The organism is Marinobacter antarcticus, from assembly GCF_900142385.1.
Classification (GTDB): Bacteria; Pseudomonadota; Gammaproteobacteria; order Pseudomonadales; family Oleiphilaceae; genus Marinobacter; species Marinobacter antarcticus.
In genome coordinates this window covers 1,073,937-1,098,287 of the sequence record NZ_FRAQ01000001.1, presented here as the reverse complement: position 1 = coordinate 1,098,287, position 24,351 = coordinate 1,073,937, and the positions used below count along the sequence as shown (strand labels likewise).

Here is a 24,351-nt window from a genome sequence, read left to right as displayed (position 1 = left end):
GAGTTTTGGTGGCGTATTATCGGACGAGTGTATCCGAAACCCGATTCCCCAGAAACCTGCGCGGTAACAGCAGTCTTAAGGCTTCCTTAAGATTTGCTCTTTAGACTGGCATCCGTAATCATTTGGAGTCTTGCCCATGGTTGTTTCTGCAACACTCATTTCTCGCCGGTGTGGCGTCATCGTCGCGACACTTTTCTGCTCGGCCCTTCTCAGTATGCCCGCCCTCGCACTGGACACAGGGCCAGCACCGGAGCTGAGCCTGCCCACAAAAGACGGCAAGATCAGCCTTTCTGAGTTGCGTGGCAAAGTTGTGCTGCTGGATTTCTGGGCATCCTGGTGCGGCCCGTGTCGCCAATCCTTCCCCTGGATGAACGAGATGCAGGGCAAGTATGAGAATCAGGGCTTTGAGGTAGTGGCCGTCAATGTCGACCAGAAACCAGAGGCCGCAGCGGAATTCCTGAGCCAGATACCGGCCACCTTTACCATCGCCTACGACCCCGAAGGCAAGACACCGGAGGCTTACGAGGTTATGGGCATGCCGAGTGCTTATCTGATTGATCGGAATGGTCATATCCACAGCCAGCACATTGGCTTCCATAACGACAACAAAGAAACCTATGAAGCAGCGATTCGCAGCCTTTTGCGCGTCCGGAACTGAGGAATAAAAAATGCCCGATAGCCGTTTATTTTATCGTCCGCTAAGGCAAGCCCGAAGGGCTCTGATGCTGACGGCATTTCTCGCTGCAACATTGATCACAGCCGGCTGCAGCAATCTGGGAGTGAAGCCTTGGGAGCGCGACTTGCTGGCAGACCCCGACATGCAGTTAACCGTCTCCGGTGTCGACGCTGGCCTGGATGATCACATTTATTTCAGTAAAGAAGCGTCCAGCGGTGGGCGCGGATTTGGCGGAGGTGGCTGCGGATGCAACTAATGAATCACAACAAGAGTGGTAAACCGGTAGGCCGCGCCCTGGCTGCAGCTACCTGCGCCCTGCTTGGGGTTCAGGCAACAGACAGCCTGGCAAAGGGACAACCCGGTGAATGGGATGTGGAGACCGCGCTGCTGGTGTATTCGGAAACTGATGATCGGGTTCAGGCCGCGGAGCCTGTTATCAGCGCGACCCGCAACTTTGACGGTGAGCGCAAACTGAATCTGAAGCTGATTGCCGACACACTCACCGGCGCATCGCCCTCTGGCGCAACGCCCAGTGAGCTTCCACAAACCTACACCAGTCCTTCTGGCAACGGCAGCTACGAAGTCGCGCCCGGAGATGCGCCTCTGGATGACACCTTCAAAGACACCCGGGTAGCCGTTTCCGCCAGTTGGGAGGCTCCGATAAACCGGGATTACGCCTACAGTGTGGGTGCCTATGGCTCCCGAGAGTATGACTACACTTCTACCGCGATAAACGGCAGTCTGTCCCGTTATTTCGATAACAAGAACACCACACTGACCACCGGGCTGTCACTGGGTGTGGATCTGGTGGATCCGGTTGGCGGCGCACCGATAGGGTTGTCTCGGATGCCGCTGAACAACAACAAAAGCCAGGCCGATTTCGATCAGGAGTTTGCCGCAACCCGTGAGAGCGATGACACCAAAACGGTGGTGGACGCCCTGTTCGGTGTCACACAGGTAATCAACCGCCAAACGCTGATGCAGTTCACCTACGGCGTCAGCTACTCCAGCGGTTATCTCACCGATCCTTATAAAATCCTGAGTGTGATTGATGACGCCAGCGGCTCCAATTACGGTGGAAATCTGATCGGCGGCGATGGTAATTCGGTGTACCTCTATGAGCACAGGCCTGACACCCGACTGAAACACTCATTGTACTGGCAAACCAAATACATGCTGGACAACGGGGATATCATGGACGGCTCCTACCGGTTCATGATCGATGACTGGGGCATCACCTCCCATACTCTTGATCTGAAATACCGGTGGCGGATGGGCAAAAGCTATCTCGAGCCCCACTTCCGTTACTACCTGCAGTCAGAAGCAGATTTCTACAAGCGCTATCTCACTGCAAGCGAGTACAACTCCGGCGCACCGGCTCTGACAGATGCCAGTGCGGACTACCGGCTTGGCGAGATGACCGGCCTGACGTTTGGTGCGAAATGGGGCTATCGCTTTGACGACGACCGAGAACTGGCACTTCGTGCTGAATACATGATTCAGACCAACGACGGCGACCAGGGCTTTGGCAAGCTGGCGGCTCAGGATCTGTATCCGGATACCAATGCCATGTGGCTGCAACTCAGCTATAGTTTCTGACAACGTCTGATTTACCCGGTGTATCCCGCCAGGCTCTTCTGTTGGCGGGATACCTTAGGACACCATGATTACCATCACTGTCAGCGACAACGACAATCCTGCAAAACACCCTCTGCCCCAGCTCAACGGCGGGCAACTCGCCTGGCAAGGCCGCTTTGAAGCCATGGCCAGCCCCTGCGAAATACTGCTGGACGGCGTAAACCAAAAAGACGCCAAACAGGCACTCGCCTTAGCGGCCCGGGAAACCTGGCGGCTGGAGCGAAAGTTCTCCCGCTACGTTTCCGGAAACCCCGTTGACCGGATTAACCGTAGCAAGGGGGAGGCGGTTACCGTGGATGATGAGATGGCCTTGATGCTGGACTATGCAACCCAGTGCCATGACCTCAGTGAGGGCCGGTTCGACATCACCTCCGGAGTGCTGCGCCAGGCATGGCGCTTTGATGGCAGCGACCATCTCCCTGAACGGGAAGACACCGATGCACTACTCAAACTGGTCGGCTGGAACAGGCTTTCCTGGCAACGCCCACAACTGACTCTGCCGGAAGGAATGGAGATCGATTTCGGCGGCATCGGCAAGGAATACGCGGTAGACCGGGTATTGCTGAACCTGAGACAGTCGCTGCCAGAAGGCAGTTCCGCTCTGGTGAACTTTGGCGGTGACCTGGCCTGTAGTGGGCCCAGAACCAATGGCAAGGCATGGATTGTCGGCGTGGAAGATCACCGGAAGCTGTCAGGCAGCAACGAAACTCTGTCATTGCGCAGCGGTGCTTTGGCAACCAGCGGTGACAGCCGTCGATATCTGTTGAGGAACGGTGTGCGCTACGGCCACATTCTCGACCCCCGTACCGGTTGGCCGGTACCCGACGCCCCTCACAGCGTTACAGTGGCGGCGCCAACCTGCACGCTGGCCGGTATGCTGGCAACCTTCGCCATGCTCCAGGGTATCGGGGCAGAGCACTTTCTGGAACAGCAGGGTGTTCAGTTCTGGGTGCAGCGCTGAACCTTTTAGCCTCTCCGCCCCCCTTAACCTCTTAACCCCATAGCCTCAGCAGCAATCCGGTTTTTTATCGGACCCAAGCCATCAAGCCAGCGCATACCGGTGTTTCTCAGCCATCTCAGTGGCAACTCATCACGGCCAAATAGCTGTTTGAAGCCTTCCATGGCAGCCATCATAGTCAGATTCTCACCTTTGCGTCGGCGCTGATAGCGCGCCAGCACCATCTCATGCGCAGGGCTCAAACCGACACTTCTGGCACGGGACAGCTCTTCCAGCAATACCCGGACATCGCCGTACCCAAGGTTGGCGCCCTGGCCCGCAAGCGGATGAATGGTATGGGCCGCATCACCTATCAGAGCAAAGCCGGGCGCAATGTAGTCTTTAGCGTGGCGCTGCCTGAGCGGGAAGGCAAAACGCTGGGACACGGCTTCAACAGCACCAAGCTCTCGTTCGATCGCCCGTTCAAGTTCCGCCGTAAAAGTTGCATCACTCAGCGCCATCAGGCGCCGGGCTTCTTCGGTATCCTGTGACCAGACGATGGAGCAGAAATGCTCATCGCCGCTTTCCGTCGCCAATGGCAAAAACGCCAGCGGCCCGGTTTGGGAAAACCGTTGCCAGGCCGTGTATCTGTGGCTCTGAGCCGTGCGCACGGTGCACACAATAGCTTGCTGGTCATAATCCCATTCACGAGTAGGCAGCCCAACCCACTGGCGCAGTCGGGAATGAGCACCGTCGGCAGCGACCACAAGCCGGGCGCCGAGTTTGCGGCCATCCGCAAGCTCAATGCTACGTTGATCGCCATCTTGCGAACAACCGCTAACCTGCACACCATCAATCAGCTCAACGGCGCTGTTTTCCAAAACCTCGAACAGAGCCCTGACCAGGCTGCGATTTTCGACAATCGTACCCAAGGCTCGGGCCTGCAATTCAGCTGCATCAAAATGGATGCGGCCGGTACCATCTCCGTCCCATACGGTCATCCCCTGATAGGGACAATGACGCCCTTCAGCGACGCCTTGCCAGGCTCCCAGCGACTCCAGAAGCTGCTGACTGGCTATGGATATAGCGCTGACACGGGGCTCAAAATCCGCCACTCCTTCAACAGAAGCCGGAACCTGCAACAATGTGGCGCGATCACCACCTTCGATCAGGCCAGTTTTCCAGCCCTGTCGGGAAAGGCCAAGAGCCAGAGCGGTGCCTGTCATGCCTCCGCCCACTACAAGAATATCGAACACCTTGGTATCACTCATGCTCTGAGCGCCTGCACTGGTTATGGTCTGATTTGTCACTCATCTCTTATCGCTTGCCGCAGGCCCATTGATAACTGCGCGACGCCCACCGGTACCCATGGCTGAGCGCGCAAACAGGCGCTTGGCTCCGGGTAACAAATCCAGACCCATCAGGCCAGCGTCCCGTGCTGCTGCGACTGGCGCCAGTGCGTGACCAAAAATGCGAATCAATGAATCCGAGAACTGGACTGTTTGCTGCCAATCCGGGCGGTGCAATTCGTGGTAGCGGCGCAAAATCTGAAAGTCACCAGGCGGCCGGCCTTGTTCGGCCGCCAACCGGAACTGTTCAACCAGAGTCATCAGGCCCCGTAATGCCAGGTTGAAACCCTGCCCGGCTACCGGGTGCAAGGCGTGTGCGGCATTGCCTACCAGCGCCACTCCCGGCCTTACGGGCTCATCAACCGTAGTCAGTTTCAGGGGATAATGGTTACAATCACCAATCCGGGTAAACCGGCCCAAGCGCCAACCAAACCGCTCCTGAAGCCGCTGGCATTTGTCGCTGTCAGGCATTGCCAGAACACCTTCGAGCTCTTTATCGCTCAACGTCCACACCAGCGCTGACTGATGGCCAGCGCGGGAAGGCGAACCGTGCGGCAACAAGGCCATGGGCCCGGCGTCGGTAAAACGCTCGAATGCCGAGAACTGGTGACTGTCGCTGGTAGTTACGTTGGCAATCAGGGCGTTCTGGTCATAGCTGTGATGATTGGCCTGGAAGCCCAGCTTTTCTCTCAGCCCCGAGCGGCCACCGTCTGCAATGATCAGGCATTGCGCCGTCATGATCCGGGTCTCATCGCCGGCCTTCACGGTAACGCTTACACCCTGCCCGGAAGGCGCCATATCGGCGACTTCAGCAGGCGCTTGCCACTGTGTATTCGTTTCGAGCAACGCCCGCATCAGGCACAGCCCCATCCAGCGGTTATCCACCACATAGCCCAGCGCCTGCTGCTCGTATTCGTTGGCGTTCAGACGGGTAGCGCCGAAACGGCCCCGGTCGGAAACGTGGATATGTCTGATGGGCGTCGCATGCTCCGATAACCGCGACCACAGGCCAAGCTCTTCAAAAATCAGCCGCGACCCCCACGCCAGCGCTGTAGAGCGAGCGTCATAACTGGGCTGATAAGAATCCGGCAAGGCATCCGCAGACAAAGGGAAAGCCTCAACCACGGTCACTCTCAGGGCCGGCGCGACCCTGGCAAGCGCCAGAGCCAAAGTAGCACCCGCCAGCCCGCCGCCAGCAATGATCACATCGGTATCGGAGTGTTTCACAGGCTCATTCCGCCATCAGTGCTTCAATCTCTTCAATGGTTTTGGGCACGCCGTTTGTCAGTACCCGGCAACCCTCTTTGGTAACCACCACGTCGTCTTCAATACGGATGCCGATACCACGCCATTTTTCATCCACATTGGTATTATCCGGTGCGATATATAACCCTGGCTCAACGGTCAGCGCCATACCTGGCTCAAGCTGTCGCCAGGCATCACCCACCTTGTAATCACCCACATCGTGTACATCCAGACCCAGCCAATGACCGGTGCGATGCATAAAGAACGGCTTGTAGGCTTCACTGGCGATGGCATCTTCAACCTTACCCGACAACAGTCCCAGCTCGATCAGACCGCCGGTCAGGACCTTCAAGGCCGCTTCGTGCGGATGATTCCAATGATTGCCAGGGCGAACCGCATCAATAGCGGCATACTGAGCCGCCAGCACCACTTCATAGAGCGCCCGTTGTTCGGGGCTGAATTTGCCGCTGACGGGGAATGTACGCGAAATATCCGAGGCGTAGCATTCCACCTCACAGCCCGCATCGATCAACACCAGATCACCGTCTTTCAGTGGCGCCGTGTTCTCGATGTAATGCAGGATACAGCCATTGACGCCGCCGCCGACAATGGAGGGATACGCGGTAGAACGGGCTCCATGATCCATAAACGTATGAATCAGCTCGGCCTCGAGATTGTATTCATTACCACCCTTTCGGGCCCGCTTCATTGCACGGCAATGGGCTTCGGCACTGATTTCACCGGCCCGGGCCATGACCTTGATCTCGCTGGCACTCTTGTAAAGCCGCAGATCGTGCAGAAGATGCTCCAGCGCCACGAACTCACCCGGCGGGTGCGCACCGCTTTTGACCTTGCTGCGGATAACCTTAACCCAGTCCATCACCCGGGTATCGAAACCCTGATCTTTGCCCAGCGGGTAATATACCCGGCTGCGACCTTCGATCATGCCCGGCAATATGTCGTCGATATCTGCCGCCGGGAAAGCGTCATCCAGTCCGTAGCGCTCAATCGCGCCCTCCTGGCCCACCAGAAAACCATCCCAGAGCTCTTTCTCAGGATTTCTCTCCTTGCAGAAAAGTACCGATTCACCATGCTCGCGGCCAGGAATCAGCGCCAACACAGCCTCGGGCTCACCGAAACCGGTCAGGTACTGAAAATCGCTGTCCTGACGAAACGGGTGCAACACGTCCCGGTTACGAACACGCTCCGGCGCAGCCGGAATAATGGCGATACTGTCCGGCGCCATGCGCTCCATCAATTTGCGACGGCGCTCGGCGAATTCCTGGACCGGTATAATGGACGACATGGGTTCTCCCGCAGTGTGTGAGATGATCAGTGCAGCGTTGGTGCTTGTGACGCCGGCTTTTCCGGAGGATTGAACTCGGTGAATACGGCAAGAGCTCCGAGCCGGATGTATTCGGTTATTTCCACTAACTGCTGCTCGCTTTCCTGATCAGATTCCTGGTCTTCTGAAACCTGACTGATGGCCACCATGTCTCCGATCAGTTCGCGAATTTCTTCCGGCGCCTCGCCGAGGGATTCTCCAGCAGACAAGGCCATGCCCTCGAGAAAACCTCGTACCCAGGCCACCAAGGCTTCCAGGCGCTGATCAAGCGCATAGTCATCATCAGGCAGCAGAGGGTGAAAGCTCATATCAGCCGACTTCAAAAACGCCAGCGCCTTTTCGTAAGCTTCGTTCATGAATACTGACAGATCATCAGCTTCCCCGGCCGCACTTTCGGGCAACCCCATGTGTTCGCAAACCATGGCCAGCCACTCATCTTCCTCAATGCGGGAACCGGCAGCCAGTCGGCCGCAAAGGGCTCCATGGAGCTCGGAAGGATGGCTGAACGCTTTATGGGCGGTAAAAAAATTCGCCCAGCGCTCGAATTCAACGGCGTAGGCCGCGCCGGCAGTGTCGGTTTCTGACATGAACCAAGGCAATCCTGTGTTGTGGAGTTAAGGCCCTATCCTAGCATTCAGGCGCCTTCAAGGCACTGGCTGGTTGATTTTCGCGGGCCAAGGGAACAATATGTTATAACATATCATCACTTACCAAAGGACGAAGAGATGCTCTCCCGAAAGCTCCTGGCGCTATCCATCGCATCGGCACTTGTCAGCGCGCCTGCAATAGCTGCAGACAATCCTGCTTCGCACCAGCACGGCCATGCCGAAATGCAACTTGCATTCAGCGACAATCAGGTTGAAATACTGCTCATGTCACCGGCCGGAAACATGCTTGGGTTCGAGCACCATCCGCGCACGCCGGAGCAGCACCAGACTGCAGACAACGTCACCAATTGGCTGGAGGAGACCCCACTGGTTAACACTCAGGAGTCAACCTGCACAGTTCAGGAAGGTACGGTTCAGAATGAGCTTGCAGACGATCGCGATCATGACGCGCACAGCCACGATGATCAGAACCAGCACGCCGATATCACGGTCACCCAGGTTCTGAACTGCCCCGGGCTGGATACATCAGCTTCTCTGACAACGCCGCTCACCACCCGTTTTCCTGGCCTGGAACATCTCGACATAGCCTGGGCCGGCCCGGATGGACAGGGCGCAATTCGCCTAAACCACGAAGAGAACTCGTTCAGGCTCGGGCGCTAAGGCTATTCTTCATAGGGTTCAACCGCTTCCGCCACCATGGAGTATGAGGACGTACCAACGTCTGTTTCCGTTCGGTCAATCAACAGAGTGCCTTCGACCCAGACGGGATCGTACAGAGCCTCGAGCTTGAACCCCTTTTTATACTTGATGTGGATAATCTGGTTGGGTGGCGGCGGTGGCACATGAATACAGGCGCCGTAATATGGCACCAGGAAAAATTCCAGAATGCGCATGTCTTGGGTTGTTTTGAGAGGCACCACAAAACCGGGGATTCGGCCTTCAACGTTACCCATATCCGGAACAACCCGGCCGGTCATAATTTCGTCCGGTAAAAGTACCGGGCCATCGCCCTCGTGCTCAAGTTCTGCCATATTTTTCAGCAGGGCCAGATCCTCGGCTGGCATCAGCTCCAGCCAATCGATTTCGCGCAGCTCTGAGTGCGCAGGCGCCGAAACGCTCAGCAGAACAACCAGCAAGGCTGGAAGCAGTGCCCCGGCAGGGCTACGTAAAGAGTGGATCATTAGCAAAGTTCTCCGGAAAACCGACAGCCAGGTAAACGCCGGCGAATATGAGCCAGACATAATACACGGAGCAGATAAAGACCAACATGAACAGCCAGTCAGAATCCAGCGCGCATAGCTCTCAAGACGGGCCTGCGGCAATTGAAATCACAAGTCTCACCTTCCGCTGGGACAACCATGAGCCGACGATCTCTTTCCCTGACCTGAGTTTGCCAAGGGGTGAGCATCTTTTTCTCCACGGCTCAAGCGGCACTGGTAAAAGTACATTCCTGAGCCTGCTAGCCGGCATGCTTCCGCCAGCGACTGGCACGATCGGGTTGTTGGGTACCAACATCCACCAGCTAAGCGCGGGCAAGCGTGATCGCTTCCGGGCTGACCATATCGGCGTGATATTCCAACAGTTCAACCTGGTGCCCTACCTCACTGCCGAGGCCAATGTGACCTTGCCCTGCAGACTCTCAGCACTCCGCAGGGCTGCAACAGGCGAGAATCCAACAATGGAGGCTCAGAGACTGCTGACAGCACTCGCCATTCCTGAAAGCCACTGGCAGCGAAAGGTTACACAGCTCAGCATTGGCCAGCAGCAGCGCATTGCCGCCGCGCGGGCGCTGATCGGAGCCCCGGAGATTATTCTTGCGGACGAGCCCACATCCGCACTGGACAGCGAGAACCGCGATCGCTTCATCAACCTTCTGCTGGCTATGGCTGAAGCGCGCAATACATCCGTTCTGTTTGTCAGCCATGACCGCGCTCTGGCACACCACTTTCACCATCAGATCCAACTCGGGCAGGTACCGGCATGAAAGCTCGCCTGGCATTATCACTGGCAACCGCAAGCCTCTGGCACCGCCGCAAAGTGCTGGCTCTTGTGTGCCTCACACTCACCCTGAGCGTCACCCTCCTGCTCGGTATCCAATATCTGCGCACAGAAGTGAAGCAGTCCTTTACCAGCACCATCAGCGATACCGATCTGATCATCGGCGCCCGCAGCGGCCAGCTCAATTTGTTGCTGTACACGGTGTTTCATATTGGCGATGCCACCAACAATATCCAGTGGTCTACGTTCCAGGAGCTCAAACAAGACAAGCGCATTGACTGGCTGATTCCTATTTCCCTGGGCGATAGCTACAAAGGGTTCCGGGTTGTCGGCACAGACGACGGATTTGGGAAGCACTTCCGGTTTGGCCGGGGGCAGCCCCTGAAGCTGGCCGATGGCCAGTGGTTCGACGGGGTTTTCGATGTGGTATTAGGGGCGGGTGTTGCCAAAAAACTGAACCATGCCATTGGCAACAAAATTGTACTTTCCCATGGCGGTGGCCGCACCAGCTTCTCCAACCACGACAACACCCCATTTACGATAACCGGCATTCTTGAGACCACAGGCACGCCGGTGGACCAGGCGGTCTACATCAGCCTGCAGGGCATGGAAGCCATGCATGTAGGCTGGGAATCGGGCGTTGCCATTCCCGGCCGCACGCTGACGCCCCAACAGGCTGAGGGCCGGGATTTTACACCCAGCGCGATTACCGCCGTTTTTGCCGGGCTGGATCGTAAAATCCTGACGTTCCGCGTACAGCGCGATCTCAATCAGTACACTGGCGAACCGCTTTCTGCCATTTTGCCGGGTGTCGCTCTGAGTGAGCTTTGGCGACTGATGAGCCAGTTTGAACGGGCACTGCTTGGCATAACCGGGCTCGTGGTGATTACCAGCCTCATCGGGTTAATTGCGGTGCTGCTCACGCTGCAAACCCAACGAGCGCACGAAATAGCGATCCTGCGCGCTACAGGTGCCTCCCCCAGCCTGATCGCAAGCCTCTACATCATCGAATGCCTGGCCCTTTCGGTTGTGGCCTGCCTGACTTCACTTGCGCTGAGTGCGTTCGCGGTTTCAATGCTAGGCCCCTGGCTACTCGCAAATTACGGACTTCAGATTCAACTTCGCCCACTGAACCTTGAAGAATGGGCTCTGCTGACATCCGTGCCGCTGGCCGCCGTGCTGGTGGCCCTGGTTCCAGCATTCAGCGCCTGGCGCCAAAGCCGCTCACAAGGCTTTGGAAGTCCCGGCGAGTCGTGATGCAATTCTCGCAGGAGAGCCAAATAACAATGGGCAACAACTTATGACACCCCTGTAAATTGACCGATATAGCGCGCACACTTATAGTTAGTCGCAATAACTTCAACCTATGCTGGGCACGTCATGGAACAGTCCGAAGTACAAGCGTTAGCGGACAAGCTGGACAAGCTGATCGAACACTGCCAGAAACTGGAGCAGAACAATGCCACTCTGAGGCAGTTGCAGGATGGCTGGAACCGGGAACGGTCCCAGCTTATGCAGAAAAATGATCTTGCCAAAAACAAGATCGAAGCCATGATCGGCCGCCTTCGGGCACTGGAGCATCATTGATGTCTAAGCAATCCACCACCGTTGAGGTGAAAATTCTCGATAAGGAATACCTGGTCGCCTGCCCCGCAGAAGAACAGGAAGCCCTCAGTCGGGCAGCCCGACACCTGGACAGCAAGATGCGTGAAATACGCAACAGCGGCAAGGTATTCGGAACAGAGCGTATTGCGGTAATGGCAGCCCTGAACATGACCCACGAACTGCTTGAGCGAGACACCATGTCTGATGCCACCAGCACCATTCTTAAAGCCATGGACAGCAAGCTGGAAAACGCCCTCGGAGAACCTTCCAACCACTGAATCCGAGGAGTTTCCCCGATAGATGTTGCAATCGGCCCCGGGTCTTGCCATATAATGAATCTACTTCCTGGGCTGTTCGCTGGTCGGGTTCGTCCTCGAGCCGATGCGCATTACCCAGGTGGCTACTCTAGGGCATTGTGAGCACGTCCCCGTCAGGGGAAAGCCTAATATGTCACAGCGGCCACCGACCTTGAACTCTGGGTTCAAGGGCTACATCCGATAACGGCAGCCCGGGAAGCTTTATTTTGAGACAGACTATCGACTCACACCCTTCTGAATCCGGCTTACCTTCTTTGATGACCCGTGACGAACTACGCAAGCAACTGCGCCAGCGCAGAGGCACTTTATCGCCCCGGGAACAGGAACAGGCCTCGGCTTCTCTTGCTCTCAATCTGGTGAAGAATCGGGATTTACACAGAGCCCGACACATAGCTATCTACCTGCCCAACGATGGCGAGATTGATCCACACCCGTATATGGCCATGGCCCGTCGCAAAGGGGTTCACTTTTACCTGCCGGTGCTGCACCCGATTCACCCGGGCAAGCTGGTTTTCAGCCCGTATTTCGACGGTGTGGAACTGACTGCCAACCGCTTTGGCATTCCCGAACCCGCATTCAGCAAAGGTCTCCGGCGGCCCGCCTGGGCGCTGGACGCAGTGCTGTTCCCGCTAGTGGGATTTGACGAAAATGGCGGGCGACTTGGAATGGGCGGCGGCTTTTACGATCGGACTTTCGCATTCAGCCACCGACGGCCTAGGCTGGCGCCAAAACTTATCGGCCTGGCTCACGATTTCCAGAGGGTGGAGCAACTTCCGGTTGAACCTTGGGACGTGCCGCTAAACAGCGTTGTGACAGACCAGAGGGTTTACCGAGTTAAATAATGCAGGAGAGGTTTTACCGGGTCAGCGGGGTTTTGGTCATCTGAGCGGAGCCTGCCGCAACAGAACTTTTCATAACAGACGCAGCTGGCCTGTCTTCCGACGCCTGAAGCGAAGTAAATCCTGTAACAACAAGGCCGACAGCAAAAATCAGCACAATTGCCCGGATAATATCAGGCTTGCCACCCATGTCGCGTATTCCTGTTTCAAATAAGGTTAAATCTGCGGAAAATCAGCTAGCTATTACTGTTACCAAGAATTAGACGAAAGACTAACACGCATCTTGATTTTTACAATTTTTGACAGATTAAAATTTAGTAAGAAAAACCGGCAGGAAAACGAAGCACGGAAAACCAGCCCGGATAGCAACAACCAGGCTGGCTGCCTCCAGGCTAGGACGCCTTACCGTTACCTGCTCCCAGGAACAGCTGATAGGCCTCATTGTCCGTCATATTCTCATAACGGAAGCCCACTTTTTCCAGCATCGCTTCAAAGTCTTTTACTTCGTCATCCTCTACTTGCGCACCCAGCAACACACGGCTGTAGGCCGCACCATGATTGCGGTAGTGGAACATGGAAATATTCCAGCGCGTCCCCAGAGACATCAGAAACTTCAGCAGGGCTCCCGGGCGCTCAGGGAACTCGAACTGGAACACCTTCTCATTGGTAATCGTGGGCGCGTGGCCACCGACCATATGGCGAATGTGCTGTTTGGCCATGTCGCTGTCCGTAAGGTCGACAACGGAGTAGCCGTTTTCACGAAGATCCCGCACCAGCTCATCCCGCCCCAGGCCGCCGGCCTGGATCTGGATGCCCACAAAAATCGTGGCCTGGCCGGCATCTGCGTAACGGTAGTTAAACTCGGTAATGCTGCGCTTGTGCAGAGCGTTGATAAACGTCTTGAAGGCCCCCGGCTTTTCGGGAATGGTGACCGCAAGGATAGCCTCGCGTTTCTCGCCGATTTCCGTGCGCTCAGAAATGTACCGCAGGCGGTCAAAATTCATGTTAGCGCCGCTCAGGGTGGCGACCAGGTTTTCATTCTCGATCTTTTCCCTCTCGATATACTTCTTGATGCCGGCAACGCCCAGCGCGCCGGCGGGCTCGGCGATTGAGCGTGTGTCTTCAAAGATGTCTTTGATAGCCGCACAGATCTCATCGGTGGATACGGTGATCACCTCGTCCACGTAGTCTTTACAAATTTCCCAAGGGTATTTTCCGATCTGCTTTACCGCTACTCCGTCCGCAAAGATGCCCACTTCGTCCAGAATCACGCGCTTACCCGCTTTCAAAGCGGCCTGCAGGCAATTGGAGTCTTCAGGCTCTACACCGATTATCTTGACGTCGGGGCGCAGATACTTGATGTAAGCCGCCATGCCCGCAATCAGACCGCCACCGCCCACACAAATAAACACCGCATGAATGGGCTTGCTGAACTGCCACAGAATCTCCATGGCAACCGTGCCCTGCCCGGCGATGACATCCGGGTCGTCATAAGGCGGTATGTAGGTGTAACCATGCTTCTCAACCAGTCCTTGAGCGTGAGCAGCGGCTTCATCAAAGGCATCGCCTTTGAGCACAACCCGCGCGCCATGGTCCCGCACCGAACGCACTTTGATCTCCGGCGTAGTCTGCGGCATCACAATAACGGCTTTGATGCCCAGCACCTTGGCCGCAAGCGCCACACCCTGCGCATGGTTGCCCGCAGAGGCACAAATAACGCCCTTGGATCTCTGCTCTTCCGACAGCTGAACAATCCGGTTGTACGCACCGCGAATCTTGAAGGAAAACACCGGCTGAAGGTCTTCTCGCTTGAGCATAATATTGTTGCCAAAGCGCTTGGACAGGCTGTGGGCTTCAGTAAGGGGTGTTTCGATGGCCACGTCATAGACGCGCGCATCGAGAATCTTCTTGATGTAGCGTTGCGGCATGTTGGTTCCGGTTGCTGGTGGATGGTCGGGGAAAACCTACAGTGTAGAAATTTTGCACGGCAGCCGTCTATAAGCAGGCCACCCTTAAGCGCTATAATGACTCTGAACTCACAAGATTTGCACCCGGAGCGCCCAATGACCCAGGACGAACTCAAAAAAGCCGTTGCCAAAGCCGCAGTGGACTACATTACACCGCGTCTGGAGCGCGAAAGCATAATTGGCGTTGGCACAGGAAGCACCGTTAATTTTTTCATCGACATGCTCGCGGAACTGAAAACCGAGTTCGACGGTGCCGTTGCCAGTTCGGAAGCAACCGCGGAGCGCCTGAAAAGCCACGGCATTCCCGTTTACGACCTTAACAGTGCCGGTGATCTGGAGTTTTACGTGGACGGTGCCGATGAAACCAATGATCGCCTTGAACTCATCAAAGGCGGCGGCGGCGCTCTGACCCGTGAGAAGATAATTGCGGAGGTCGCAAAGACCTTTATCTGCATTGCTGACGAATCCAAGAAAGTCGGCGTACTGGGCAGTTTCCCGTTACCGGTAGAAGTTATCCCCATGGCGCGGAGCCATGTTGGCCGTGAAATCGTCAAACTGGGCGGAGACCCTGTGTACCGGGACGGATTCACAACCGATAACGGCAACATTATTCTGGATGTCCATAACATGGATATTTCCCGGCCGATCCAGATTGAGGAACAACTGAACAATATTGTGGGCGTTGTCACCAACGGGCTGTTCGCCCGCCGCCCGGCTGACTTGCTGCTACTCGCCACCAGCACGGGGGTTGAGAGCATCCCCCGGAAAGGTATCTGACCGAAGTCGACCAAAAACCAAGCGCTTGCTTGGTAGATAAAATTACGCGACACTGCCTCATATTATTTCCGAACAGAGGGGTTTTATTGTGTCCGACTACTTTAACGATACCCATGAACAGGTTCGCCTGAGCGCCCGAAAATTCATTACTTCACACGTTCTCCCCCATATTGATGAATGGGAAGAAGCCGGCGAGTTTCCTCGTGAAATCTTCAAAAAGGCGGGCGATGCCGGCCTGCTCGCCGCAGGTTTTCCGGAGGCGCTGGGAGGCATGGGTGAAGGCGATGTGTTCCTGAAAGTCGCCGTTTCCGAAGAACTGATGCGCTCCACCTCCGGCGGCTTTGTTGCCAGTCTGGGCTCCCTGGACATCGGCCTGCCGCCCGTTGCCAAATGGGCAAAGAAAGAGGTTCGCGAACAGATCGTACCGTCGGTACTCAGCGGCGAGAAAATCTCGGCACTGGCCATTACCGAGCCGGGCGGCGGCTCCGACGTCGCAAACCTGAAAACCCGTGCTGTGAAAGACGGTGATCACTACATTGTGAACGGCAGCAAAACATTCATTACCAGTGGTATGCGAGCTGATCACTACACGGTTGCCGTGCGCACCGGCGGCGAAGGCCACGGGGGCATCAGTCTACTGTTGATTGACCGCGACATGCCTGGCTTCTCTACGGGCAAAAAACTACGAAAAATGGGCTGGTGGGCCAGCGATACAGCGGAGCTTTTCTTTGAGAATTGCAGAGTACCCGCCGACCGCCTGATCGGCGCGGAGAACGCAGGGTTTATTGCCATCATGAGCAACTTCCTGTCGGAGCGCCTCATGCTCGCCATTATGGCCTACATGACAGCCCAGATGGCCTATGAAGCCGCACTGGAATATGCCAATCAGCGAAAGGCATTCGGCCGCAACATTGCCGGTTTCCAGGTGACTCGCCACAAGCTGGTGGATATGGCGACACAGATCGACATAGCCCGCGAGTACACCTACCGCTGCGCAGCTCTTATGCAGGCAGGCAAGAACCCGATCACACAAGTGGCCATGGCCAAGAACTTTTCCGTAGACGTGTGCGAAAATGTGACCCGCGAGGCCGTCCAGATCTTCGGCGGCATGGGCTATATGCGTGAATCAGTGGTTGAGCGCCTGTACCGGGATGCGAAAATTCTTTCTATTGGCGGTGGTACCACCGAGATCATGAAAGAGCTGATTGCCAAACAGATAAAATTATAAGCGTTTATTTTTTGATCAGTCGCTAATCTGGCGCAGCGGCGCAGACGTATGAGTAAGCACCTATAACAGCAATAAGAGGTGGTTAGCATGCTCCTGTCACACGCGTTTGGACTTTTCACAAAACCGGATGCTGAATGGGCCGCCATTCGGAAAGAACATGAGACGCCACGCAGAGTGTACGTTGCCTACGTGCTGATTCTGGCATCTATAGCACCGATTTGTGCCTATGTTTCAACTGCTCACTTTGGCTGGACAGTCGGTAGCGAAAGAATCGTGAAACTTACTGAAATCAGCGCACTACAGCTGAGCGTATTAACCTATCTGGCGATGCTGGTAGGCGTTTTCGCCTTAGGGTACGCGGTCAACTGGATGGCCCGAACCTACGGTGCCAAGGAAGAACACACACCCTCAAACGGCATCGCTCTTGCAGCATATTCCTGTACACCTCTGTTTCTGGCAGGTTTTGCACTGCTTTACCCTGTTCCCTGGTTCAACGCCGCCATCTTTCTGGCAGCCGCATGTTACGGCGCCTGGTTGATGTACGACGGCCTGCCCATCGTCATGGGTATAGAACAGGACAGAGCTGTATTCTATGGAGGAGCACTGTTGACGGTAGGGCTGGTTATTCTGGTTTCTACCCGCGTGGGTTCGGTGATTATCTGGAACTTCTTCGTGGGTCCCGTTTTTGTGGGTTAAAGAAGTTTAGTTTCGAACTGAGAGAGAGTTCCGTATAATTGCGAGCACAAATTATAATCGCAGTTAAATGCAAACTTGAGACCTACTCAGGAAGGATCGCACATGCAATTCGATAACATCCCGGCAGGCATAAACCCACCCGAAGATATCTATGTTGCCATCGAAATCCCGGCCAACAGCTCTCCGGTCAAGTACGAGCTGGACAAGCACATGGGCGCTCTGCTTGTAGATCGGTTTATGGCTACTCCCATGTTCTACCCGGCAAACTACGGGTTTATCCCACATACTCTGGCTGATGACGGCGACCCTCTGGACGTTCTGGTTGTTACCCCTTACCCGATTCAGGCCGGCTCAGTGATCCGCTGCCGCCCGGTAGGCGTCCTGAATATGGAAGATGAGGCAGGCGGTGACGCCAAGCTGGTCGCAGTACCCCATAAAAAGCTGACCAACTCCTACGAGGATGTGAAGGAAATCGACGATCTGCCGACGTTGCTCCGCGATCAGATCCGGCACTTCTTTGAAAACTACAAAACTCTTGAGCCGGGCAAATGGGTCAAGGTGCAAGGCTGGGATAACGCCGCCGCCGCAAGGAAAGCCATTGTTGAATCGATCAACGCCTACAAAGGTTGATTCGATCGCCAGAACGCAAAAAACCGGGCCATGACAGCCCGGTTTTTTTATTCCTGCCTGAGAACCTTTAGCCCCGCGACAGCAGATCTCGCATATCGCTGATCGCCGCATTGGCACGGGACAGATAGGCCGCCATAGTCAACGAATGGTTCGCCAGAACACCAAACCCGCTTCCGTTCAGGATAACCGGGCTCCACATATCGCCTTGGGCACCTTCAAGCTCGATGATCACCTGTTTGACGCTGGAAATGGCATTCTTGTCCTGAAGCACCTTGCGGAAATCCACTTCAATCGCGCGGAAGATATGCAGCAATGCCCAAGAGCTGCCGCGGGCTTCGTAGAACACATCGTCAATCTTGGCCCACTCGGTTTTTATATCGCCGCCGCCCGTCTCTTCGGTCAACGGGTTGTCTGAGTCAACATTAGCCACCGCTTCTGATACCGATGCTTTGCCAACACTCTCACCAAGGGTGCGCGAAAGGCTGCCCAGGCGAGTTTCAAGATCACCCAGCCAGTTATTCAGGTTGTCGGCTCTTGCAAAGAACTGGGCGTTGGCCTGCCCCGGATTGGAAAGACGGTCAAGGTAACGCTTCAGCGCTGTGATGCCCCGGCGGTACTCCGCCTCTGTTGATGGAATGGCCCAGCTTGCGCTGTCAAAGTGGAACTGCGGCTCGGCAATAATCAGATCCGGATCTTCTGCGGACTGGCTCTGGGAGCGGCTGATGTCCCTGCGCATGGCGCGGGACAGATCGCGTAACTGCACCAGCACGCCGTATTCCCAGCTGGGCATGTTATCCAGCCACAGGCCCGGCGGAAAAATATCGTTGGTAATATAACCGCCCGGCTTGTCCAGAAGGGTTTCGGCTATACGAATCATTGTTACAGTTGTCGCAAAACCGGTTATGGGCTCTCTCTGCATGTCATTGGCAACCGCCCGGGTATGCTCGCGCACTGAGAACGCCTCCGGCTCGCTGCTCCAGTACATCCCCATCACCACTGCCACCACCAGATATACCAGCAGAACGACCGCTACAAATTTGCCGATCACGCCCCTGTTGCCGGCATAATCCTGAGCATCATCCTTCCTGTCTCTGAAATACTGTCTGATTTTGCCTGGCATATTACGTTAAGCCCCTTGTCTGTTAATTGGCTGTTCAAACTGTCTATACGGATCCTAACCTATGGTGCCTTCTACATACACCGCAGAAGTGACAAACGGTTACACAGTGCAACCTACGCCGACAACTCTAAACACTATAGACTCCGAAAACATACTAAGGTTGGGAAAATCGTCCACACCGCAAGGGACGGCCCAAAACGAAAAGAAACAGGCCGGAGCACAATGAGCGACGCAAGCCAGAAAGAAAAACTCAGGCAGCATTTTGCACGACGCGTAACAACCCAGGCACGAGTTGTTCTGGACACCTGGCAGAAAACTCACACCAATAACAATTCATTTCCAGCCCATCGTGAAGAGCTTCTGTCTGCCTCCGACAAACTCGTGCGCTACGCACAGCGCTTCGAAATGGCGGGCCATGCCGAAGCAGGCCGCACTATTCTCGGGCTCATCCGGGACCGGCCAGCGGATAAACCTCTGGATGACACCTCTGAGCGGCAACTTCAAGATGCCATTGACGCGCTTGCGCGCAGCACCCTGCGACGAACCGACCAAAGCAATACCGAAGCCCCCCATCAGTTCCGGCGCACGCCAGTTTACATCGCGCTTGCGAACGCCGAGTTGGCGAACAGGCTGATTCGCCAACTCGAGTTTTTCGGCTTCCGCGCTTCTGCCTTTGATTCTGCAGAGGAACTGACTGAGGCCTGCGCTCTTCATAAGCCGGAAACCATCTTGATGGATGTTAATTTTGGCGGCAGCCTGAACGCGGGCATCACGACTATTGAACATTTGCAGGAACGCCACGACACACCCATCCCGATTATTTTCCTGAGCGATGAAGACGGAACCATTCAGACCCGTCTGCGTGCGTCCCGCTGCGGCGGCGAAGAATTCTTTTACCCGGCGGTTGATCCGGGCCAGCTTATCGAAAAAATCGAAACCTATACCCACGGCAATACTGTTGAGCCATACCGGGTGCTGGTTCTGGACGACTCCAGAGCACAGGCAAAATTCATGGAAACGGTTCTGAAAAGAGCGGGCATGACCGCACACATCATCACCGATCCCATGGAAATCATTAATTCGCTGGACATGTTTTCTCCAGAAATCATCATTCTCGACATGTATATGCCGGGCTGTACCGGCATGGAGATTGCCCGGGTGATCCGCCAGCAGGACCGGTTCCACAGCGTGCCCATCATTTACCTCTCGGCCGAGGACGATGTCACCAAGCAACTGCATGCCATGAGCCTGGGCGGCGATGACTTTTTGACCAAGCCAATCGACCCCAAGCATCTGATTGCGACACTCCATAATCGGGGTCGTCGTGCGCGTTCACTGCTCGCCCTCATGATCCGTGACAGCCTTACCGGGCTCTACAATCACACCCATACGCTTTACCTGCTGGATCAGGAAATCGTCCGGGCCCGGCAAAAAGACCACTCCCTGTGCTTTGCGATGATCGACATTGATTTCTTCAAAAAGGTGAACGATACCTTCGGGCACCCCATTGGTGACCGTGTTCTTCGCAGCCTCTCAATGTTTCTCAAGCAGCGTCTGCGTAAAACCGACCATATCGGCCGTTACGGTGGTGAAGAGTTCGCGATCATCCTTCCCGATACCCGCCCCAGTGATGCCCGCAATGTTCTCAACGAAATCCGCGAACGCTTCTCGGAGCTCCTGCAGCCCGCAGGTGACAGGGAGTTCAATGTCACCTTCAGTTGCGGCGTAGCTGCTTGGAACAACGAGTCGTCCCAGACTCTGTGCGAACGCGCTGATCGTGCGCTCTATATCTCCAAGGAGAATGGCCGCAACTGCGTTACGCTTGCCGATAACTAAACGTCGAAGATAGCAGGTCGGGCAGCCCTGACGAGCTGCCCCGTATGAAACCATCGTCGTATAGAAGTCATCCCCGCCGTTCACGACAATGATTGCTATCCTTAGTATGGATCCCACTTCGGCTTTCACGGGCGTGTTGTTACAACCACTGGACAACAGGGAACATTGTCAAAAAGTGTTGATCTGAAGAAAAAAAAGTACACACCATTGGTGGAAAATACCGTTATTTTCGGCGATCCTGTTAAAAAGATAAAAAAGGTAGACACATCCATGTCGACAATTCTCGTGCTCCATGGTCCCAACCTGAACATGCTCGGAACCCGCGAGCCGGAGGTTTATGGGCACGAGACTCTGGCGGATATTGACGACCGGTTGCGGAAGCGAGCAACAGATAACGATCACCATCTGCTGCACCTGCAGTCGAACGCCGAATACGAGCTTATCGACCGGATTCACGAAGCCCGGGCAGAAGGCGTGGATTTTATCATTATCAACCCTGCCGCCTTTACTCACACCAGCATCGCCTTACGGGATGCCATACTGGCCTCAGGGATTCCATTTATAGAAGTGCATCTTTCTAATGTGCATGCGCGTGAAGCATTCCGCCATCACTCCTATTTTTCCGATATCGCCGAAGGCGTTATCTGCGGATTGGGCAGCCAGGGATACGAACTCGCGCTTCAAGCCGCTATGCAACGAACTCACCGATAGACCTGACAAAACGGGACTGGAATAATTATGGATATTCGCAAAGTCAAGAAACTGATAGAACTGCTCGAGGAGTCTGACGTCGAAGAGCTTGAGATTCATGAGGGCGATGATTCTGTTCGTATCTCCCGTCGTCGTGAACAGGCTTCCGGCGCCCAGTATTTCGGCCACTACGCGCCGCCGCCGACCCAACATGCTCCGGCTGCTGAAACCCCGGGCCCCGTCCAGGAAGATAGCGAGCAAACAACCGTCCACAGCGGACATGCGCTGCGTTCCCCGATGGTCGGAACCTTTTACCGGGCGCCGTCTCCCTCGGCTGATTCGTTTGCAGAAATCGGCCAGCAGGTTAAAGCCGGCGAGGTCGTCTGCATTGTAGAGGCCATGAAAATGATGAACCAGATTGAAGCCGACAAGAGCGGCACGGTCACTGAAATCCTGGTTGAGAACGGTCAGCCCGTGGAATTTGACCAGCCGCTGTTAATCATTTCCTGAACCCGGTGATAGCTACTCATGGCCATGTTAGAAAAAGTTCTGATCGCAAACCGAGGTGAAATAGCCCTCAGGATCTTGCGTGCCTGCAAGGAGCTCGGCATCAAAACCGTAGCGGTTCACTCAAAGGTTGACCGCGATCTGATGCACGTGCGCCTGGCCGATGAATCCGTATGTATCGGCCCAAACAGCCCCTTGGAAAGTTACCTCAATATTCCGGCGATTATCAGCGCTGCTGAAGTAACGGATTCCGTAGGTATCCATCCAGGTTACGGCTTTCTTGCCGAAAATGCCGACTTTGCCGAACAGGTCGAAAAAAGCGGCTTCCGCTTCATCGGCCCCAGAGCAGAAACCATTCGCCTGATGGGCAACAAAGTATCTGCCATTAGCGCGATGATTCGCGCCGGAGTACCCACAGTTCCGGGTTCCGACGGCCCACTGACCGATGATGACGAGCGCACCCTGCAAGTTGCTCGCAAAATCGGCTACCCAGTGATGATCAAGGCGGCCTCGGGCGGCGGCGGTCGCGGCATGCAAGTGGTTCACTCCGAAGCAGCATTGCTCAAGAGCGTTCAGATTACCCAGACCGAGGCAAAAAATGCTTTTGGCGACCCCACTGTCTATCTGGAAAAATTTCTGGAGACTCCGCGCCACGTAGAGATTCAGGTTCTGGCCGACATGCACGGCAACTGCATCCACTTGGGCGACCGTGACTGCTCCATGCAGCGCCGCAACCAGAAAGTGATAGAGGAGGCGCCGGCTCCGAACATCAACGCGGAATCCCGCGAACGCACACTCAAAGCCTGCGTGGATGCGTGTAAGGAAATCGGCTATGTCGGCGCTGGTACCTTCGAGTTCCTGTATCAGGACGGCGAGTTCTTTTTCATTGAAATGAACACTCGCGTGCAAGTGGAGCATCCAGTATCCGAGATGGTCACCGGTGTTGATATCGTTCGTGAACAGCTGCGCATCGCCAGCGGTCTGCCGCTTCAATACAAGCAGGAAGATATCCATATCACGGGCCACGCTATGGAGTGCCGCATCAACGCGGAAGACCCCGCAACATTTGTTCCCAGCCCCGGTAAAGTGACGCACTTTCACGCCCCCGGCGGTAACGGTGTTCGGGTGGACTCACACCTTTACAGTGGCTATACGGTACCTCCGTTTTACGACTCACTGATTGCCAAGCTGATCACCTGGGGCGACGATCGACAGATAGCCAGAAGGCGCATGAAGAACGCCCTGGACGAGCTATTGGTCGACGGAATTAAAACCAATCAGCCTCTGCATCGGAAACTGGTGCGCGACGGCGGCTTTAAAACGGTAGACTTCACCATCCATTACCTTGAGAAACTGATGCGGGACTAACATCCTGCATCACAATGCAGGAAGACCTATGCCCTGGATACAACTTCAGATCCCGGCTGATCCCGATACTGCGGATCAGCTTGAGGATCTGCTTATGGAGATGGGCGCCGACGCCGTCTCCATGGAAGATGCAGCAGACCAGCCACTCTACGAACCTGATCCTGGCACCACACCGCTTTGGAGCCAGACCACCGTTACCGGGCTCTTTCAATCAGACCGGGACATCGATCAGTTGTGCACGGATGTGCGTAATGTCTGGCACCAGCAAACTCAGCAATCCCTTGCGAACATTGACGTTACCCTGGTTGAAGACAAGGACTGGGAACGAGCCTGGATGGATGACTTTCACCCGTTGCAGTTCGGCAAGCGCCTCTGGATAGTGCCAAGCTGGCATGAGGCGCCAGACCCTGACGCCGCTAATCTGATGCTCGACCCCGGCCTCGCCTTCGGCACGGGCACCCATCCGACCACCGCCCTTTGCCTGGAGTGGCTGGACGGACAGGATATTAATGGCAAGCAGGTTATCGACTATGGTTGCGGCTCCGGAATACTGGGCCTGGCGGCACTGTTACTGGGCGCAAACCATGTTGTTGGTGTAGACACCGACCCCCAGGCACTGGAGTCCAGCCGGGAAAACGCCCGCCGTAATGGCGTGGATGAAGCCAGACTTGATCTTTATCTTCCGGAAAACGAGCCAGACGCCAAAACCGATGTCATGCTCGCAAACATCCTCGCGCAGCCTCTGATTGGCCTGGCGCCGCATCTGGCAGCACTGACGAACCCCGGGGGTGATCTGGTGCTTTCAGGTATTCTGTCAAACCAGGCCCGCGAGGTGATGGCTGCCTATGAACCCTGGTTTATTATGGATGAGCCGGAGCAGCGTGAGGAGTGGATACGCCTCACAGGACGCCGTAACGACAGATGACGAAGGCTGTCTTAACGACTAAACTCCCAGACTCGTAGTTCAGTCGCTTT

Annotated in this window: 27 protein-coding genes and 1 other RNA gene; 20 read left to right on the top strand and 8 right to left on the bottom strand. The window is 55.5% G+C overall.

Annotated features, from left to right (window positions below; all coding sequences use genetic code 11):
• Positions 1–136: 136 nt before the first annotated feature.
• The 4 genes from BUA49_RS05120 (at position 137) to BUA49_RS05105 (ending at position 3,275) form a co-directional block, all read left to right on the top strand.
• A complete protein-coding gene (locus BUA49_RS05120) occupies positions 137–658 on the top strand; it encodes a TlpA family protein disulfide reductase (RefSeq protein WP_072796068.1) in 522 nt (173 codons plus the stop codon).
• A gap of 10 nt (positions 659–668) precedes the next feature.
• Entirely contained in the window at positions 669–932 is a 264-nt protein-coding gene (locus BUA49_RS05115) for a DUF4266 domain-containing protein (protein WP_072796066.1), read from the top strand.
• Complete coding sequence (locus tag BUA49_RS05110) at positions 932–2,275, top strand: DUF3570 domain-containing protein (protein ID WP_139248739.1); 1,344 nt, start codon at positions 932–934, stop codon at positions 2,273–2,275. Before BUA49_RS05115 ends, BUA49_RS05110 begins: the two co-directional genes overlap by 1 nt.
• A 64-nt stretch (positions 2,276–2,339) precedes the next feature.
• Complete coding sequence (locus BUA49_RS05105) at positions 2,340–3,275, top strand: FAD:protein FMN transferase (protein ID WP_084063492.1); 936 nt, start codon at positions 2,340–2,342, stop codon at positions 3,273–3,275.
• A 23-nt stretch (positions 3,276–3,298) separates the two neighbouring features.
• Here the strand turns inward: BUA49_RS05105 and BUA49_RS05100 are convergent, their stop codons facing one another.
• The 4 genes from BUA49_RS05100 to BUA49_RS05085 are packed head-to-tail and all read right to left on the bottom strand — an operon-like array spanning position 3,299 to position 7,777.
• Complete coding sequence (locus BUA49_RS05100; RefSeq protein ID WP_072796062.1) at positions 3,299–4,522, bottom strand: FAD-dependent monooxygenase; 1,224 nt, start codon at positions 4,520–4,522, stop codon at positions 3,299–3,301.
• A gap of 39 nt (positions 4,523–4,561) precedes the next feature.
• The gene (gene ubiH / locus BUA49_RS05095; protein WP_072796061.1) at positions 4,562–5,827 is read right to left on the bottom strand and encodes a 2-octaprenyl-6-methoxyphenyl hydroxylase; all 1,266 of its coding nucleotides are present in this window, start codon (positions 5,825–5,827) and stop codon (positions 4,562–4,564) included.
• Between the two features lie 4 nt (positions 5,828–5,831).
• Positions 5,832–7,151 carry a Xaa-Pro aminopeptidase gene (gene pepP / locus BUA49_RS05090; RefSeq protein ID WP_072796059.1) on the bottom strand — a complete coding sequence of 440 codons (1,320 nt, stop codon included), beginning with the start codon at positions 7,149–7,151 and terminating at the stop codon, positions 5,832–5,834.
• A gap of 26 nt (positions 7,152–7,177) precedes the next feature.
• Entirely contained in the window at positions 7,178–7,777 is a 600-nt protein-coding gene (locus tag BUA49_RS05085) for a UPF0149 family protein (RefSeq protein ID WP_072796057.1), read from the bottom strand.
• Between the two features lie 138 nt (positions 7,778–7,915).
• Between BUA49_RS05085 and BUA49_RS05080 the strand changes: the two genes are divergently transcribed.
• Complete coding sequence (locus BUA49_RS05080) at positions 7,916–8,458, top strand: ZrgA family zinc uptake protein (protein WP_072796055.1); 543 nt, start codon at positions 7,916–7,918, stop codon at positions 8,456–8,458.
• A gap of 2 nt (positions 8,459–8,460) precedes the next feature.
• Here BUA49_RS05080 and BUA49_RS05075 read toward each other — a convergent pair whose 3' ends face one another.
• The gene (locus BUA49_RS05075) at positions 8,461–8,979 is read right to left on the bottom strand and encodes a DUF3299 domain-containing protein (RefSeq protein WP_072796053.1); all 519 of its coding nucleotides are present in this window, start codon (positions 8,977–8,979) and stop codon (positions 8,461–8,463) included.
• Positions 8,980–9,065: 86 nt separating this feature from the next.
• Between BUA49_RS05075 and BUA49_RS05070 the strand changes: the two genes are divergently transcribed.
• From BUA49_RS05070 to BUA49_RS05045, 6 genes are all read left to right on the top strand, one after another.
• Positions 9,066–9,782, top strand: a complete 717-nt coding sequence (locus BUA49_RS05070; RefSeq protein WP_072796051.1) for an ABC transporter ATP-binding protein — start codon at positions 9,066–9,068, stop codon at positions 9,780–9,782.
• Positions 9,779–11,053, top strand: coding sequence for an ABC transporter permease (locus BUA49_RS05065; protein WP_072796049.1), 1,275 nt, complete (start codon positions 9,779–9,781; stop codon positions 11,051–11,053). The genes BUA49_RS05070 and BUA49_RS05065 overlap by 4 nt, the downstream gene beginning before the upstream one ends.
• Before the next feature lie 123 nt (positions 11,054–11,176).
• On the top strand, positions 11,177–11,383 hold the full coding sequence (locus BUA49_RS05060; RefSeq protein WP_072796047.1) for a TIGR02449 family protein: 207 nt from the start codon (positions 11,177–11,179) through the stop codon (positions 11,381–11,383).
• Complete coding sequence (locus BUA49_RS05055; RefSeq protein WP_072796046.1) at positions 11,383–11,679, top strand: cell division protein ZapA; 297 nt, start codon at positions 11,383–11,385, stop codon at positions 11,677–11,679. The genes BUA49_RS05060 and BUA49_RS05055 overlap by 1 nt, the downstream gene beginning before the upstream one ends.
• Before the next feature lie 61 nt (positions 11,680–11,740).
• Positions 11,741–11,920: non-coding RNA, 6S RNA (gene ssrS / locus BUA49_RS05050), on the top strand.
• 55 nt (positions 11,921–11,975) lie between these two features.
• On the top strand, positions 11,976–12,560 hold the full coding sequence (locus BUA49_RS05045; RefSeq protein ID WP_072796044.1) for a 5-formyltetrahydrofolate cyclo-ligase: 585 nt from the start codon (positions 11,976–11,978) through the stop codon (positions 12,558–12,560).
• Between the two features lie 13 nt (positions 12,561–12,573).
• Here the strand turns inward: BUA49_RS05045 and BUA49_RS17760 are convergent, their stop codons facing one another.
• Positions 12,574–12,747: a hypothetical protein gene (locus BUA49_RS17760; RefSeq protein ID WP_175547548.1), complete on the bottom strand. Its 174-nt coding sequence runs from the start codon at positions 12,745–12,747 to the stop codon at positions 12,574–12,576.
• Positions 12,748–12,949: 202 nt separating this feature from the next.
• Positions 12,950–14,485, bottom strand: a complete 1,536-nt coding sequence (gene ilvA / locus BUA49_RS05040; protein WP_072796042.1) for a threonine ammonia-lyase, biosynthetic — start codon at positions 14,483–14,485, stop codon at positions 12,950–12,952.
• A 135-nt stretch (positions 14,486–14,620) separates the two neighbouring features.
• Here ilvA and rpiA point away from each other — a divergent pair, with 135 nt between their 5' ends.
• From rpiA to ppa, 4 genes are all read left to right on the top strand, one after another.
• Positions 14,621–15,301 carry a ribose-5-phosphate isomerase RpiA gene (gene rpiA / locus BUA49_RS05035; RefSeq protein WP_072796040.1) on the top strand — a complete coding sequence of 227 codons (681 nt, stop codon included), beginning with the start codon at positions 14,621–14,623 and terminating at the stop codon, positions 15,299–15,301.
• A gap of 88 nt (positions 15,302–15,389) precedes the next feature.
• Positions 15,390–16,529 (top strand): acyl-CoA dehydrogenase family protein, encoded by a 1,140-nt coding sequence (locus BUA49_RS05030; protein WP_072796038.1) that lies wholly within the window; start codon positions 15,390–15,392, stop codon positions 16,527–16,529.
• Between the two features lie 87 nt (positions 16,530–16,616).
• Positions 16,617–17,225 (top strand): Yip1 family protein, encoded by a 609-nt coding sequence (locus BUA49_RS05025; RefSeq protein ID WP_072796036.1) that lies wholly within the window; start codon positions 16,617–16,619, stop codon positions 17,223–17,225.
• 102 nt (positions 17,226–17,327) lie between these two features.
• Positions 17,328–17,855 carry an inorganic diphosphatase gene (ppa, locus tag BUA49_RS05020; protein ID WP_072796034.1) on the top strand — a complete coding sequence of 176 codons (528 nt, stop codon included), beginning with the start codon at positions 17,328–17,330 and terminating at the stop codon, positions 17,853–17,855.
• A 67-nt stretch (positions 17,856–17,922) separates the two neighbouring features.
• Here the strand turns inward: ppa and BUA49_RS05015 are convergent, their stop codons facing one another.
• Complete coding sequence (locus tag BUA49_RS05015) at positions 17,923–18,975, bottom strand: DUF2333 family protein (protein ID WP_072796032.1); 1,053 nt, start codon at positions 18,973–18,975, stop codon at positions 17,923–17,925.
• A gap of 222 nt (positions 18,976–19,197) precedes the next feature.
• Between BUA49_RS05015 and BUA49_RS05010 the strand changes: the two genes are divergently transcribed.
• From BUA49_RS05010 to prmA, 5 genes are all read left to right on the top strand, one after another.
• On the top strand, positions 19,198–20,811 hold the full coding sequence (locus BUA49_RS05010; RefSeq protein WP_072796031.1) for a diguanylate cyclase: 1,614 nt from the start codon (positions 19,198–19,200) through the stop codon (positions 20,809–20,811).
• 270 nt (positions 20,812–21,081) lie between these two features.
• A complete protein-coding gene (gene aroQ / locus BUA49_RS05005; RefSeq protein WP_072797678.1) occupies positions 21,082–21,522 on the top strand; it encodes a type II 3-dehydroquinate dehydratase in 441 nt (146 codons plus the stop codon).
• A gap of 27 nt (positions 21,523–21,549) precedes the next feature.
• Complete coding sequence (gene accB / locus BUA49_RS05000; protein ID WP_072796030.1) at positions 21,550–22,011, top strand: acetyl-CoA carboxylase biotin carboxyl carrier protein; 462 nt, start codon at positions 21,550–21,552, stop codon at positions 22,009–22,011.
• Between the two features lie 18 nt (positions 22,012–22,029).
• Positions 22,030–23,376, top strand: a complete 1,347-nt coding sequence (accC, locus tag BUA49_RS04995) for an acetyl-CoA carboxylase biotin carboxylase subunit (protein ID WP_072796029.1) — start codon at positions 22,030–22,032, stop codon at positions 23,374–23,376.
• A 28-nt stretch (positions 23,377–23,404) separates the two neighbouring features.
• Positions 23,405–24,301 carry a 50S ribosomal protein L11 methyltransferase gene (gene prmA / locus BUA49_RS04990; RefSeq protein WP_072796028.1) on the top strand — a complete coding sequence of 299 codons (897 nt, stop codon included), beginning with the start codon at positions 23,405–23,407 and terminating at the stop codon, positions 24,299–24,301.
• Positions 24,302–24,351: the final 50 nt, after the last annotated feature.